Origin of the sequence: Pedobacter glucosidilyticus DSM 23534, assembly GCF_000425145.1 — a bacterium.
Classification (GTDB): Bacteria; Bacteroidota; Bacteroidia; order Sphingobacteriales; family Sphingobacteriaceae; genus Pseudopedobacter; species Pseudopedobacter glucosidilyticus.
Genome location: NZ_KE384316.1, coordinates 27865 through 41839 on the forward strand (window position 1 = coordinate 27865; position 13975 = coordinate 41839).

General features: G+C 34.5%; 15 protein-coding genes. All 15 read left to right on the top strand.

Annotated features, from left to right (window positions below; genetic code table 11):
* Window positions 1-34: 34 nt before the first annotated feature.
* The 15 genes from H510_RS0117450 (at window position 35) to lptC (ending at window position 13917) form a co-directional block, all read left to right on the top strand.
* Window positions 35-1135, top strand: coding sequence for a glycosyltransferase family 4 protein (locus H510_RS0117450; protein WP_026905488.1), 1101 nt, complete (start codon window positions 35-37; stop codon window positions 1133-1135).
* Between the two features lie 4 nt (window positions 1136-1139).
* Window positions 1140-1772, top strand: a complete 633-nt coding sequence (locus H510_RS19350) for a ribonuclease HII (RefSeq protein ID WP_036693416.1) — start codon at window positions 1140-1142, stop codon at window positions 1770-1772.
* Window positions 1747-2955 carry a glycosyltransferase family 4 protein gene (locus H510_RS0117460; RefSeq protein WP_026905489.1) on the top strand — a complete coding sequence of 403 codons (1209 nt, stop codon included), beginning with the start codon at window positions 1747-1749 and terminating at the stop codon, window positions 2953-2955. The genes H510_RS19350 and H510_RS0117460 overlap by 26 nt, the downstream gene beginning before the upstream one ends.
* A 46-nt stretch (window positions 2956-3001) precedes the next feature.
* Window positions 3002-4087: a glycine cleavage system aminomethyltransferase GcvT gene (gene gcvT, locus H510_RS0117465; RefSeq protein WP_026905490.1), complete on the top strand. Its 1086-nt coding sequence runs from the start codon at window positions 3002-3004 to the stop codon at window positions 4085-4087.
* A 32-nt stretch (window positions 4088-4119) separates the two neighbouring features.
* On the top strand, window positions 4120-4833 hold the full coding sequence (locus tag H510_RS0117470; protein ID WP_026905491.1) for a 2-phosphosulfolactate phosphatase: 714 nt from the start codon (window positions 4120-4122) through the stop codon (window positions 4831-4833).
* Between the two features lie 41 nt (window positions 4834-4874).
* On the top strand, window positions 4875-5567 hold the full coding sequence (locus H510_RS0117475) for a YjjG family noncanonical pyrimidine nucleotidase (RefSeq protein ID WP_026905492.1): 693 nt from the start codon (window positions 4875-4877) through the stop codon (window positions 5565-5567).
* The gene (locus H510_RS0117480) at window positions 5564-6058 is read left to right on the top strand and encodes a DinB family protein (protein WP_026905493.1); all 495 of its coding nucleotides are present in this window, start codon (window positions 5564-5566) and stop codon (window positions 6056-6058) included. The genes H510_RS0117475 and H510_RS0117480 overlap by 4 nt, the downstream gene beginning before the upstream one ends.
* 1418 nt (window positions 6059-7476) lie before the next feature.
* Window positions 7477-7599, top strand: coding sequence for a hypothetical protein (locus H510_RS20585; RefSeq protein ID WP_281168261.1), 123 nt, complete (start codon window positions 7477-7479; stop codon window positions 7597-7599).
* Window positions 7600-7609: 10 nt separating this feature from the next.
* The gene (locus H510_RS0117485; RefSeq protein WP_026905494.1) at window positions 7610-8446 is read left to right on the top strand and encodes a UDP-2,3-diacylglucosamine diphosphatase; all 837 of its coding nucleotides are present in this window, start codon (window positions 7610-7612) and stop codon (window positions 8444-8446) included.
* Window positions 8447-8506: 60 nt separating this feature from the next.
* A complete protein-coding gene (locus tag H510_RS0117490; protein ID WP_026905495.1) occupies window positions 8507-9496 on the top strand; it encodes a glycosyltransferase family protein in 990 nt (329 codons plus the stop codon).
* 31 nt (window positions 9497-9527) lie between these two features.
* The gene (locus H510_RS0117495; RefSeq protein ID WP_026905496.1) at window positions 9528-10502 is read left to right on the top strand and encodes a DUF6427 family protein; all 975 of its coding nucleotides are present in this window, start codon (window positions 9528-9530) and stop codon (window positions 10500-10502) included.
* Between the two features lie 131 nt (window positions 10503-10633).
* On the top strand, window positions 10634-11326 hold the full coding sequence (gene purQ, locus H510_RS0117500; protein ID WP_026905497.1) for a phosphoribosylformylglycinamidine synthase subunit PurQ: 693 nt from the start codon (window positions 10634-10636) through the stop codon (window positions 11324-11326).
* Window positions 11326-12054, top strand: coding sequence for a type III pantothenate kinase (locus H510_RS0117505; RefSeq protein ID WP_036693402.1), 729 nt, complete (start codon window positions 11326-11328; stop codon window positions 12052-12054). The genes purQ and H510_RS0117505 overlap by 1 nt, the downstream gene beginning before the upstream one ends.
* On the top strand, window positions 12047-13339 hold the full coding sequence (gene bamG / locus H510_RS0117510; RefSeq protein ID WP_026905499.1) for a BamG family beta-barrel-assembly machinery protein: 1293 nt from the start codon (window positions 12047-12049) through the stop codon (window positions 13337-13339). Before H510_RS0117505 ends, bamG begins: the two co-directional genes overlap by 8 nt.
* A gap of 2 nt (window positions 13340-13341) precedes the next feature.
* Entirely contained in the window at window positions 13342-13917 is a 576-nt protein-coding gene (gene lptC / locus H510_RS0117515; protein WP_036693405.1) for an LPS export ABC transporter periplasmic protein LptC, read from the top strand.
* Window positions 13918-13975 lie beyond the last annotated feature (58 nt).

A 13975-nucleotide genomic window follows, 5' to 3' on the forward strand; every position in this document is an offset into this window, starting at 1 on the left:
TTCTTTATCTTAGCCTTTAACCTTAATTGATATTTTGCGAATAGCCGTTAACACCCGTTTTTTACAGAAAGATAACCTAGAAGGCATAGGCAGATTTTCTTTTGAAATTTTGAAAAGAATGGTCCTTAAGCATCCTGAAGTAGAGTTCATTTTTTTATTTGATAGAAAATTTGACGCTTCTTTTCTTTTTGCACCAAATGTGAAGGCATACATCGTTTATCCGCAGGCAAGGCATCCTTTTTTGTATTATATCTGGTTTCAGTACAGTTTAAAAAGAAAATTAAAAGCGCTTAAAGCGGATGTTTTCTTATCGCCAGATGGTTTTTTACCTTTAAATGTTGATGTCAAAAAGGTAGCAGTTATCCATGACATCGCTTTTGAGCATTATCCTAAAGCTATAGATTGGCTTTCTGCAGTTTATTATCGCTATTTTTTTCCAAAATTTGCCCGGCAGGCTGATACGATTGTTACTGTCTCAAATTTCAGCAAAGCAGATATCGCCCAGAAATATCAAATATCAGAAAGTAAAATAACCGTTATTTATAACGGGGTTTCTGATGTTTTTAAACCTTCATTAACACAAGAAAAACATCCATTTAAGTTTGAAAAACCCTATTTTATTTATACCGGAGCCATACATCCACGAAAAAATATTCTTAGGCTGTTAAAAGCTTTTGAATCTTTTAAAGCAAAACATCAATTAGCCCATGTATTGGTACTTACCGGGAGGAAAGCCTGGAAAAATCAAGAACTTGAAAATTATTATCAGCACATGCAGTACAAAGCTGATGTTATTTTTACCGGCAAACTACTTGATGATGAATTGGTAAATTTAGTAACTTATGCAACTGCCGCTGTTTATCCTTCTTATTTTGAGGGTTTTGGCTTACCTGTAATAGAGGCTTTTGCATGTGGTACACCCGTAATTACCAGTAAAAACACAGCTATGGAAGAAATTTCTGGTGATTTGGCATATTTAATTAATCCGTTTAACGTTTTTGACTTAGAAAATGCTTTGCTTAAATTAGCAAACATGCAACCCGATAAGGAGCAGCAGTGTAAAAGAATAGCTTTTGCGCAAAGTTATTCTTGGGATGTCGCCGCAGATAAATTATGGGAAACCATACAAATTTAAGCTAATGCTATTACCATTTTACCAACAGGAGCTTTTAGAAGCCGGCTGTGATGAAGCCGGTAGAGGTTGTTTGGCAGGACCAGTTTTTGCAGCGGCTGTTATATTACCTCCAGATTTTAATCACCCCCTGCTAAATGATTCTAAACAACTCTCAGAAAGAGAACGTTTTGCCTTACGTAAAGAGATTGAAGAAAGAGCTGTGGCTTATGCAGTTGCCGCAGTAGACCATCAAGAAATTGATAAAATTAATATTCTTAATGCCTCTTTCTTAGCTATGCATAGGGCTTTAGAGCAGTTAAAGCAACAGCCAGATTTTATCATTATAGATGGCAATAGGTTTAAGCCTTACCAAAATACCAAACACCAATGCATCGTAAAAGGCGATGGTAAATATTTTTCTATAGCTGCGGCTTCTATTTTAGCTAAAACTTATAGAGATGAATATATGGAAAACTTGCACCAGCAGTTTCCGCATTACGATTGGAAACAGAATAAAGGTTACCCAACAGTAAAGCACCGCGAGGCTGTACTTAGTTATGGTTTAAGCCCTTATCATCGTAAAACTTTTAGGATAAGCAATCCTCAGCTTTCTTTATTCAACAACCTAGCTTATGAAAGTACTACTGCTCACCAATAGGGTCCCTTTTCCACCTCATGGTGGTTATGCTATTGTGGTATACAACACCATAAAAGAACTTATTGATTTAGGCGGTGAGGTTACACTTTTCTCTTTAAACACAACCAAACATTTCGTAAAAACAAAAGAAATTAAAGACCCTGTGTTTAAAAAAATAAAGTTTGTACAGTATAAAATTGATAATAGAGTAAAAGTAAAAGATGCATTTTTAAACTTATTTACAGGGGAATCTTACAACCTCAGCAGGTTTTACGAAAAAAACTGTGCTAGCAAACTTGCGCATTTATTAAGAACGCAAGATTTTGATATCATACAATTTGAAGGCTTGCAGGTAGTGCCTTATTTAGACATTGTTAAAGCCGTAAGTAAGGCAAAAATTATCTACAGAGCTCACAATATAGAACATCAAATTTGGAAACGTTTAACCCTGCAAGAGAACTTTTTCTTGCGTAAAATGTACTTTAACCTACTAAGTAAGCGCTTGCAAAAGTTTGAGTTTAAGATTTTAAATAGTTTTAATGCCATTATTACCATTAGTGCGGTAGATGAGCATTTTTTCAAGAGTGTAGGCTGTCAAAGTCCGGTACATACCTTCCCGGTAGCACTAGATTTAGAAAAATATAATGTCCAGCAAAACCCATCATTACACAAAAGTATAGGTTATATAGGCTCTATGGATTGGCGTCCGAATTTAGAAGGTATAGATTGGTTTTTAGAAAAAGTTTGGCCTTCTATTAAACAGCTGGATGCAGGCATTACTTTCCATTTAGCAGGTAAAAATATGCCTAAATATTTGGAGGGATTAAATAGCGAGTCTTTCATTTTAGAAGGTGAAGTGGATGATGCCACAGCCTTCATAGCCAGACAGCATGTGCTTATTGTACCTTTACTTTCTGGTAGTGGCATGCGGGTAAAAATTATAGAAGCAATGGCCTTAGGAAAATGTATCATTGCTACTTCCATTGCTGCAGAAGGTATCCATTATCAGCATGATGTGAATATCCTAATTGCTGATAAGGCAGATGATTTTTATAAACAAATTTTGCGTTGCTTTACTGATAAAACCTTAATCAGTAGGATAGGAAAAGAGGCTAAAAAGCTAGTAGCTAAATATCATAACAATAAAATGCTGAGTAAAGATTTACTAAATGTTTATGAGGCAATTTGTGACAAAAAGCCTTGATGTTTTTTTGTTAATTTCGCACCTGATCATAACACAAAGAAAATTCATGAAAAATACAGCCTTAACCGATAAGCATATAGCTTTGGGTGCCAAAATGGTCCCTTTTGCAGGCTATAATATGCCCGTACAATATGCAGGAATTAATATAGAGCATGAAACTGTGCGAAATGCGGTTGGTGTTTTTGATGTAAGCCACATGGGCGAGTTTATTCTTAAAGGCGAAGGTGCTTTAGCCTTAATACAACAAGTAAGTGCTAACGATGCAGCCAAACTTTTTGATGGTAAAATACAATACGCTTATTTACCAAATAAAGAAGGTGGTATTGTTGATGATTTACTGGTTTATCGTATAGATGAAAAAACCTATATGTTGGTGGTAAACGCTTCTAACATACAAAAAGATTGGGATTGGATACAAAGCTTTAATACCCAAGGTGTGGATATGAAAGATATATCAGACCGTACCTCATTATTAGCTGTACAAGGTCCTTTAGCAGCTAAAGCGCTACAAAGTTTAACCAGCATAGATTTAGCAGCAATGGAGTATTATACTTTTACAAAAGGCGTTTTTGCAGGGGTAGAAAATGTTTTAATTTCTGCTACTGGATATACCGGGGCTGGTGGTTTTGAAATCTATTTTGACCATCAGCATTCTGAGAAAATTTGGGATGCTATTTTTGAAGCTGGGGCAGCTTATGGCATAAAACCTATAGGTTTAGGTGCCAGAGATACTTTAAGATTAGAGATGGGCTTTTGTTTATATGGTAATGATATCAATGATCAAACATCGCCACTGGAAGCTGGTTTAGGCTGGGTTACCAGTTTTAATAAACCTTTTACCAATTCAGAAGCCCTGGCTTTACAAAAGCAAAACGGTGTGGCTAACAAATTGGTTGGTTTTGAAATGGTAGAGCGTGGCATTCCCCGTCATGATTATGAAATTTGCGATGCTGATGGAAATACCATCGGAAAAGTAACATCAGGTACGCAATCTCCATCTTTACAAAAAGCTATTGGTTTAGGCTATGTAGATAAAGCTTTTAGTAAAATAGATACCGAGATTTTTATCAAAATAAGAGACAATAAAATTAAAGCTAAGGTGGTTAAACTCCCCTTCATCAAGAAATCATAAACCAATCTGAAATAAGATTATAAGTAATATATATGCAGCAAAGAAAGATAGAAGTTTGCCTTACCCCAGCCTTACTTCCACTTTATAATATTGAGAATTCTATAGTTATTGTTATTGATATTTTTAGAGCAACATCTTCTATTTGTTACGGAATAGAAAATGGGGCAGAAGCCATTATACCCGTAGCAACCGTAGAAGAATGCTTATCCTTAAAAGATGATATTTGCCTTTTAGCAGCAGAAAGAGATGGTAAAGTAGTAGAAGGTTTTGATTTTGGTAACTCACCATTTTCTTATACCACAGAAAAAGTTAAAGGCAAAACCATCGTTTTAACCACTACCAATGGCACACATGCTATTGATGAATCTAAAAAAACAGCTTACGAAGTTATTATAGGTTCTTTTTTAAATGTTGATGCCATTTGTAATTATCTAAAAACACAAAATAAGGATGTTTTTTTACTTTGTGCTGGATGGAAGAATAAGTTTAACTTAGAGGATACTTTATTTGCAGGCGCAGTGGTAAGCAGGTTAAAAGACCAACATTATTTTCAGGATGATGCTAGTACAGCCGCTGAGGATTTATATGAATTGGCCAAGCATGATTTAGGTGCGTATACGGCAAAGACCTCTCATAGCGAGCGATTGAAACTTCTAGGCATAGAAGAAGATATTAAGTTTTGCCTTCAAGAAAATATTACCCAAAGTATCCCTATTTTAAGAGGAAATAAGTTAGTGAAAATGTAATAAAAACCAAGATATAATATTTTAAATCCCATAAACTAAGCATGCCATACCAACATATCTTCTTTGATTTAGATCATACCCTTTGGGATTTTGATAAAAATGCAGAAGAAACGATACATGAATTATACCATCATCATCAACTACAAGTATTAGGCATACATTCTCCTGATATTTTAATTGAAACTTATACGGCAAATAATCATCAATTATGGGCAAAATACCATTTAGGAGAAATATCTAAACAAGAACTTAGAGCAACAAGATTTAAAAAAACTTTTTTGGATTTAGGTATAGATGAAACTAAAGTGCCAAGCTCTTTTGAGGATGATTATGTACGTATATGCCCCACAAAAACCAATTTATTTCCTGATACTCATGAAACTTTAACCTACCTGCACCAGAAATATCACTTACACTTAATATCAAATGGTTTTAAAGAATCTACCGAGTATAAAGTAGAAAATACCAGATTAAAACCCTATTTTAAGAACATCATCATTTCAGAAATTGTTGGTATCAATAAGCCAGATAAGGCTATTTTTCAACATGCTTTAAATCTTGCAGGGGGTAACATCACAGAAAGTATCATGATTGGTGATAGCTTAGAAGCAGATATCAGAGGAGCTAAAAATATAGGTATGGATGCTATATACTTTAACCCAAATCATCTTCCTAAACCAGAAGATGTTGATGTACATATCCATCATTTATCAGAACTAAAGGCTTTATTATGAGTGTTAAATCAGATTTTAAATCACTAAATAAACTACTGGATAAGTATTTAAGACACCTGAAGGCTATTCATGAAGATAAATTTTTTGCAAAACCAGAACCTCATGTTTGGTCGGTTTCAGAAGTATATTCGCATGTAATTTGGGTAAATAAAACTGCTGCAATTGCCGCAGAAAATTGCTTAAACAGAACCGCTCATATTAAAACCAGTAAACCCGACTGGCGAGTAAGGCTCATCCTATTTTTTGGTGTTTTTCCGCCAGGTAAAATTAAAGCTCCTGCGGCTGTTGCCTCAAAAGTAGAACGTATAAGTGCAGAAGAAGCGGCTAATCAAATCATTAACCTAAAGAGAAAACTACCAGCCTTAGAAGCAGATTTTAAAAATTTTGACCCTCATTATAAAATAAAACATCCCAGATTGGGCTATCTAGACGCTAAAGATTGGCTACGTTTTATGGTGGTACATACTAAACATCATATTAAGCAGTTGTAAATTGGTTTTTAATTGTGGATTGAGGGTATTTCTGATGATACAAATTGGCTGTTGCGTACAAGACTTTATTGCCCTAGTCGGGTAGTGGCTTCTTTCTTTTCTTGTAATGGCATTTTCGCACAAGGCTTTCCGGCCTCATAGGCGGCCAGCCCTATTCACTTTTTTCTTGATAAAAAAGTGAACAAAAAATGAGGAACGAGTTCATGAATACCTAAGAAAAAACATAAAAAAAATGAATAAATCAAGGCTGATGAATATTTGTTGTAAATCCTCCATAAATCTTTTATCCGCAAACGGGAGTCGTGGTAAAGTTTGTACTTTTTTGAAAGCATTTACAACACTTCTTCCGTTTGCTTTCCGATAGTTCTTTATGAAAGTTTATGCAAAAGATTTATGGGTCTTTCCTGCCAAATCTTCATAGGCCGTCTTTCGTTCTTCGGAGAATGTTATTTAATGATTAAAGGTAGCTCCTAAATATCTACTCTTTAGGGTCTTTATACTTTCTACTCAATACTTTCTACTTCCAGAAAGGAACAACCATTCATAAAAAACAGTCTAACCCGAAACGCATGAGCAATCCCCGAGAGCCGGAAAGACGAAAAAACAGGAGCAGAAATTAAAAATCTTGCACAACCAAGCCTATAGCGTATGCGGTTTTGTGTTTGAGCTTTTACAAACTTTCAATAAGCATAAACGAGCAAAAATAAGCGCTCCCTGTTTTTGAGTGTGGTAAGGGATGTGCGACAAAGGCTCCTGTGGGATTGATCAGGACTTTATTCATTAGTTTTTATTGATTTTTAAAGGTATTCATGAATTTGCTAAAGCTTCATTTTGGTTCCTTTTGGTCCCTCAAAAGGAACGAGCCTCGCCGGCGATAGAGGCGGATAATTATTATCATTAAAGATATTTGAACTAATAGGCTTAACACACAAGACTTTCCAACCTTAGCCGGGTAGTGGCCTCTTTCTTTTCTTGTAATGGCATTTTCACACAAGTCTTTCCGGCCTCATAGGCGGCCAACCCTAGCCACTTTTTTCTTGAAAAAAAAGTTGCCAAAAACTCAAGGCTGATGAATATTTGTCGTTCCGTCTAAATAAATCTTTATCCACAATCCTAAGTGGTGTGAATGGTTTTACTTAATGAAGGTTTCTACAACACCCGTCGGATTGTTTCCCGCTAGTTCTCTATGATAGTTTATGCAAAAGATTTATTTGCCTCCACTTCCAAATCTTCATAGGCCGTCTTTCGTTCTTCGGAAAGGTTTGTTTAATATTATTGGAAGTTCCTAAATATCCGCTCTTTAGGGTCTTTCTACTTTCTACTTAATACTTTCATCTCAATACTTCCCCCTTCCCACTCTGTACCCAATATTAAACTTAATCACCACTTAACTTGTTGTTAATCTTAATACGCTTACTTTGAAAAAACAACAGTTCATGATACATAGCTATGATGGTTTCTTAATTGCGATAGTGCTATTGGTGATTATTGTTTTCTACTTCAGTCCTTTTGAATTACGTATAGAGGAAGAAGAAGATTAAAGTGCTAAATATGCCAAAAAGAGATATAGATATTCTGGTTATTTCTGATGTTCATTTAGGTACTTATGGTTGCCACGCCAAAGAACTACTAAAATACTTAAAAAGTGTAAACCCAAAAATTTTAATCCTTAACGGAGATATTATTGATATTTGGCAGTTTAGCAAATCTTATTTCCCTGAAGCACACACCAAAGTCATCAGAAAAATTCTAAAATTTGTTACCGATGGCACCCCTGTTTATTACCTTACCGGAAATCACGATGAAATGCTGCGTAAGTTTACTGATTTTAATATGGGCGGACTTCAACTTTTAAATAAACTAGTTTTAGAGGTAGACGGAACAAAAGCCTGGTTTTTTCATGGCGATATTTTTGATGTAACCATGCAGCACTCTAAATGGTTAGCAAAATTAGGAGCTGTAGGTTATGATACACTTATCCTCATCAACAGCTTTGTAAATTGGTGCTTGGTAAAAATGGGCAGAAAAAAATATAGTTTCTCACAAAAAATAAAGGCCAGTGTAAAAGAAGCTGTAAAATTTATCAATCAGTTTGAAGAGACAGCTGCCGATTTAGCTATCGAGAAAAATTATCAATACGTAGTTTGCGGACATATACACCATGCCGAAATGCGAACAATTAAAAATGAGAAAGGTGAAGTTGTTTATTTAAACTCTGGTGATTGGGTAGAAAGTTTAACATCTTTAGAATATTGTAACGGTAATTGGAATATTTATAAATATGATGGTACCGCTTATACAGAAAAGGAAGAAGACGAGTTTGAAGATACCCAATCTAAAATGGATGTTAAAGAATTATTTAAAAAATTCACACAAAGTGTAGCTTAAATTTTATTTTTATCATCTATGAACACGCACTACCCACTACGTTATACCAACTACTAATCTATGAAAATCCTCTATGCTATACAAGGAACCGGAAACGGCCATATCAGCCGGGCAAAAGAAATTATACCTTTATTGCAGCAATATGGAGCATTAGATATTCTTGTTAGTGGTACACAAGCCGATATTACTTTGCAGCAAGAGGTGAAGTATAAGTTTCATGGTTTTAGTTTTGTATTTGGAAAAAAAGGAGGGGTAGACCACTGGAAATCTTATCAAGTGATGAATTTGCGCAGGTTTTGGAAAGATATGCGTAGTATTCCTTTAAATGATTATGATTTAATCATCAACGATTTTGAGCCCCTAACCGCTTGGGCTTGTAAACTACAAGGTAAGCGTAGCGTTTCTTTAAGTCATCAAGCTGCTTTTATTTCTGATAAAACTCCTCGTCCGCCTAAAAAAGGTTTATATGCCGAGTGGATTTTAAAATACTACGCTCCAACAACAGACCATGTAGGATTTCATTTTCAACCCTATGATGATTTCATTTATACTCCAGTTATCAGAAGCGAAATCAGAGCGTTAAACCCTAAAAATTTTGGTCATTATACGGTTTACCTTCCCGCTATAGATGATAAAATTCTAGTAAAATATCTCCATCTATTTCCAAAAGTAAGGTGGCATGTATTTAGTAAGCATCAAAAAACACCCTATCAATACGCTAATGTTTGGGTAAAGCCCATTACCAATAACGAGTATAATAAAAGTCTAGAAAATTGTGAAGGTTTACTTACCGGAGGCGGTTTTGAAGGTCCAGCAGAAGCTTTATACTTAGGTAAAAAAGTTTTGTTAGTACCCATGAAATACCAGTTTGAACAAGAGTGTAATGCAGAAGCAGCTCGGTTAATGGGAGTACCTGTTGTTCATGATATCAATAAAAAATTTATTTCTTATTTAGATACTTGGATAAAAGAAGACTTTAAAATTAATGTAGATTTTCCTAACCAAACCGCTGCTATAGTAGAAAAAGTGGTGAATACCTATAAGCAGTAAATCTTAGGGCTAAATAATTATATTTGCACTAATGATAGGGCAATTTAAAAGCTTAAGTTTTATTAACCTGTTTGTTTTATTTTTTCTGGTTTTTACACTAAGAATAGGTTTGTACGTTCAATTACCAGAAAATATCAATACCGGTTTTTCAGAATTAGCCAACCGTTTATTAATATCACAAGACAATTTATTGACTCCATTTACCAATATCACGCTTGCAGGCTTAGTGGTATTTGTACAGGCGTTATGGTTTAACAGAATTGTAAATAACTTTAATATTATAGGAAAATCAACATTTTTACCAGCATTGGTTTATGTGGTCTCTTCTAGTATTTTTACGCCTTTTTTATTCCTGTCTCCGCCACTAGTTTGTAATTTTTTTTTGTTATTTATATTGTACCGCATACTGTCATCAGTTAAAGATACAGCTTTTGTAGCCATCATGTTTGATTTAGGATTGGCAACCGCAGTAGCAACCATTTTTTATTTTCCTTTCATAGGGATGATATTATTGCTGTGGATAGTCCTACTTATTTTTAGACCTTTCAACTGGCGAGAATGGATATCAATTTTGATAGGATATTTCACCATTATTTTTTTACTCGGTGTTTATTATTATTGGAACGATAAACTGGCAGCATTTTATGCCATCTGGACACCCTTAACAGAAGCGTTCCCTATCTTTGTTAAAATTCAGCTTCAAGATTATATTGTATTATTACCCATTTCTATTGGTTTGTTGCTAGGTTTTTATCATCTCAGAGAAAATTTTTTCAAGAGTTTTGTACAGGTAAGAAAAACCTTCCAACTCCTGTTTTTTGTTTTCATCATAGCTACATTTACTTTTTACCTTAAACCAGATTATCGCATCAATCATTTTCATTTGGCTGTAATATCTGTTTCAACTTTACTAGCATATTATTTTTTGCATGCAAATAAAAAATGGTTTTACGAGCCTCTTTTCTTATGTATCATTGGTTTTATTGTTTATTTCCAGTTTGTGTAACAGGGCTTTAACTTTTTTTAACAGATAGTCGGCCAAATAAAATCAAAATTTAGTTAGTTTTGCTAGCAAGTATATTCACTTAATAATTTTTAAAATCTGTAGGCTGTTTTAGCCTGATAATCAAAAGAAAAATGAAAGTTGGCGTAGTAGTTTTCCCGGGTTCAAACTGTGATCAGGATTTAATTTATGTTTTCGATAAAATTCTTGGACAAGAAGTAGTTCCTTTATGGCATAAAGACCACGATTTACAAAATGTAGATTTTATAGCCTTACCCGGCGGTTTCTCTTTTGGTGATTACTTACGCTCTGGTGCCATTGCTCGTTTTTCTCCTATCATGCAAGAAGTTATTGCTTTTGCAAATAAAGGAGGTTATGTAATGGGTATTTGTAACGGCTTCCAAATTTTAACAGAAGCAGGTTTATTGCCAGGTGGTTTACTACACAATACCAACAGAAAGTTCATCTGTAAAAATGTTTACCTAAAAGCGCAAACGCAAAACTCTTTGGTAACGTCGGCAATAGCTTCAAACCAAGTTTTAAATATTCCAATAGCACATGGCGAAGGTAATTTTTACGCTCATGCTGATGAACTAAAAAGGTTAAATGATAACGACCAAGTGCTATTTAGATATTGCGATGCCGCAGGGAATATCACAGAGGAAGCCAATCCTAATGGTTCTATAGAAAACATTGCTGGTGTTTGTAATGCTAGTAGAAACGTTTTTGGCATGATGCCGCATCCAGAAAGAGCCGCTGATGCTATCTTAGGAAATCAAGACGGTTTGCCTTTATTTGAATCTATCTTAAAAATGGTAAATGCTTAATGGCTAACCTAGTCATAGATACTGGTAATACATTTACAAAAATTGCAGTTTTTGAGCATGACAAATTAGTATCTATTACAAAAGTAGCACAGCTTAACGAAGAAGATTTGAAAGCGATAGTACAAAAGCATGCTATCAAAAAACTTATTTATGCTTCGGTAAAACAAGATTTTGATTTTAAATTGGCTATTCCTGTTTTAAAATTTAACCATCAAACTAAAATTCCTATCCAAAATAGGTATCAAACACCAGAGACATTAGGTTTGGATAGGCTAGCAGCAGTAATAGGAGCAAGCCATTTATATAAAAGTACAGATATTCTAGTAATTGATGCAGGCACTTGCATTACTTACGACTTTATTAATAAACAACAAGAATATAAAGGAGGAAGCATCTCTCCGGGTTTGCAAATGCGCTTTAAAGCCATGCATGCCTTCACAGGAAAATTACCTTTAGTAACTTTAGGTGAAAATACCGATATTTTTTATGGGGTTTCAACAAACGAAGCTCTACAAAGTGGCGTTATAAACGGATTGATTTTTGAAGTTTCAGGATATATACAACACTATTTAAATCTAAACCCTGAAACTAAAATTATACTATGTGGCGGTGATGCATCGTTTTTTGATACTAGATTGAAAAATAGCATCTTTGCCCACCAAATACTAACAGAACCGGATTTGGTTTTGATAGGTTTAAATAAGGTTGTTAACTATCAGCATGATTAAAACTCAAAAATATTTATTAATAGTTACCATAATGGTAGCTTTTACTTTTACAGCTCTTGCGCAATCCACCATAAATTCTCCGTATTCGCAATACGGATTAGGTAACTTAACAGGAACTTATCTCCCTCAAAATAAAGGAATGGGTAATTTATCAGCCGCAGTAAGTTACTTTGGAGGATACAGCAATATCAACCTTAATAATCCAGCGTCTTACTCCAAAATAAGATTAACCACCTTTGATATTGGTGTAGGCTCTAATATCCAAACCTTAAAAAAAGGTTCAGCTACAGACAATAGTTTCAATGCTATGCTAAAGCACTTGGTTATAGCAGTTCCGGTAAGTAAAAAGTCTGCGGTAAGTTTTGGCTTACTCCCTTACAGCAATTTTGGATACACTTACACCACGCCAGGCGTTATAGACACAATCAATATTAATTATCTATACAACGGAGAAGGCGGGTTGTCAAAAGCCTATTTAGGATATGGCTTTGGATTAGGAAAAAACTTAAACTTTGGAGCTAACTTGTCTTACTTATTTGGCAGTTTGAAAGATGCCCGTTCTACAGAATATCAAAATGTGGCTACTTTCTATAACTCCAGAACAGAAAACAGAAATGGTATAGGAGGTTTAACCCTTGATTTGGGTCTACAATATTTAGCATCCATAAATGAAAAAACAACCCTAACCATAGGATACAATACCTCATTAAAATCTTCTTTAAATACCAATAATACCACTAGTACTTTCACTTATATTACCAATATCGCTACAGATGATGAGTTTAAAATTGATACCATTTCTTCTGTTTTAGACCGTGAGGGAGAAATTAACTTACCTGCTTCACATACGCTTGGTATTTCATTGATGAAAGAAAATAAATGGCTTATTGGTGCCGATTTTAGAATGTCTAACTGGTCTAATTATCGTATCAACGGTAATAACCCAAATCTTAATAATACTTGGGGGGTATCAGTTGGTGGGGTAATAGTACCTAATATCAATGCAGTAACCAATTATCTTAAATTGATGGACTATCGTTTTGGAATTAATTACGATAAATCTTACGTAAAAATTAATAATACCGAAATAGATGTTAAAAGTATTAATGTAGGTTTAGGTTTGCCGTTGGTATCTAACAGATCTGCATTTTATAAAATAAACGTATCTGCCGAGATTGGAAGCAGAGGCACTTTAGATAATAACCTAATCAAAGAGAACTTTTATAACATTAATTTAGGTTTTACCATCAACGATAGGTGGTTCCAAAAATATAAATACGACTAAAAATGCTAGGCAGAATTTCGTCTTTTCTGTTTATAGGTGTGTTAGGCTTTTTTTTATCAGCTTGTGATAGTGATTTAAACGCAGCCAAATCTATTGATTTAGATGAAAACGTTCAGGTTGAAACCACCAAAGGAGCTGAAATTATTTATAGCGATTCTGCAAAAGTAAAAGCTAAACTAAAAGCGCCTATTTTATTGCATTTTAAAGCAGCAAAACCTTATTACGAAATGCCAAAAGGTATTGATGTTGTTTTTTTTGATGAAAATCTTAAGCCTACAAGTACCGTTACTTCTGATTATGCTATTAGAAGAGAACATGAAAAAACAGTAGAATTACGCAAAAATGTTGTCGCTAAAAATATGAAAGGCGAGACATTTAAATCAGAAGAGCTGTTTTGGGACGAGAATACTAAGAAATTCTACTCAAACCAAGTCGTAAATATCAACACCGGTCAAGCAACTATTTCTGGTACTAGTTTTTGGGCATTAGAAGACTTTAGCTATTATGAAATTAAGCAAGGTAGCGGCCCCATACAGTTTAATACCGATTTGGATAGCACCGCAACCACAAAGCCTTAAATAATACCGAAATAGCCAAACAAAGCCAATAAATAAAATTTGCGCATTAATTACTGAA

Coding starts and splice junctions, on each gene's coding strand:
- H510_RS19350 (WP_036693416.1), top strand. CDS start 1,140: ATGCTATTACCATTTTACCAACAGGAGCTTTTAGAAGCCGGCTGTGAT.
- H510_RS0117460 (WP_026905489.1), top strand. CDS start 1,747: ATGAAAGTACTACTGCTCACCAATAGGGTCCCTTTTCCACCTCATGGT.
- gcvT (WP_026905490.1), top strand. CDS start 3,002: ATGAAAAATACAGCCTTAACCGATAAGCATATAGCTTTGGGTGCCAAA.
- H510_RS0117470 (WP_026905491.1), top strand. CDS start 4,120: ATGCAGCAAAGAAAGATAGAAGTTTGCCTTACCCCAGCCTTACTTCCA.
- H510_RS0117475 (WP_026905492.1), top strand. CDS start 4,875: ATGCCATACCAACATATCTTCTTTGATTTAGATCATACCCTTTGGGAT.
- H510_RS0117480 (WP_026905493.1), top strand. CDS start 5,564: ATGAGTGTTAAATCAGATTTTAAATCACTAAATAAACTACTGGATAAG.
- H510_RS0117485 (WP_026905494.1), top strand. CDS start 7,610: ATGCCAAAAAGAGATATAGATATTCTGGTTATTTCTGATGTTCATTTA.
- H510_RS0117490 (WP_026905495.1), top strand. CDS start 8,507: ATGAAAATCCTCTATGCTATACAAGGAACCGGAAACGGCCATATCAGC.
- H510_RS0117495 (WP_026905496.1), top strand. CDS start 9,528: ATGATAGGGCAATTTAAAAGCTTAAGTTTTATTAACCTGTTTGTTTTA.
- purQ (WP_026905497.1), top strand. CDS start 10,634: ATGAAAGTTGGCGTAGTAGTTTTCCCGGGTTCAAACTGTGATCAGGAT.
- H510_RS0117505 (WP_036693402.1), top strand. CDS start 11,326: ATGGCTAACCTAGTCATAGATACTGGTAATACATTTACAAAAATTGCA.
- bamG (WP_026905499.1), top strand. CDS start 12,047: ATGATTAAAACTCAAAAATATTTATTAATAGTTACCATAATGGTAGCT.
- lptC (WP_036693405.1), top strand. CDS start 13,342: ATGCTAGGCAGAATTTCGTCTTTTCTGTTTATAGGTGTGTTAGGCTTT.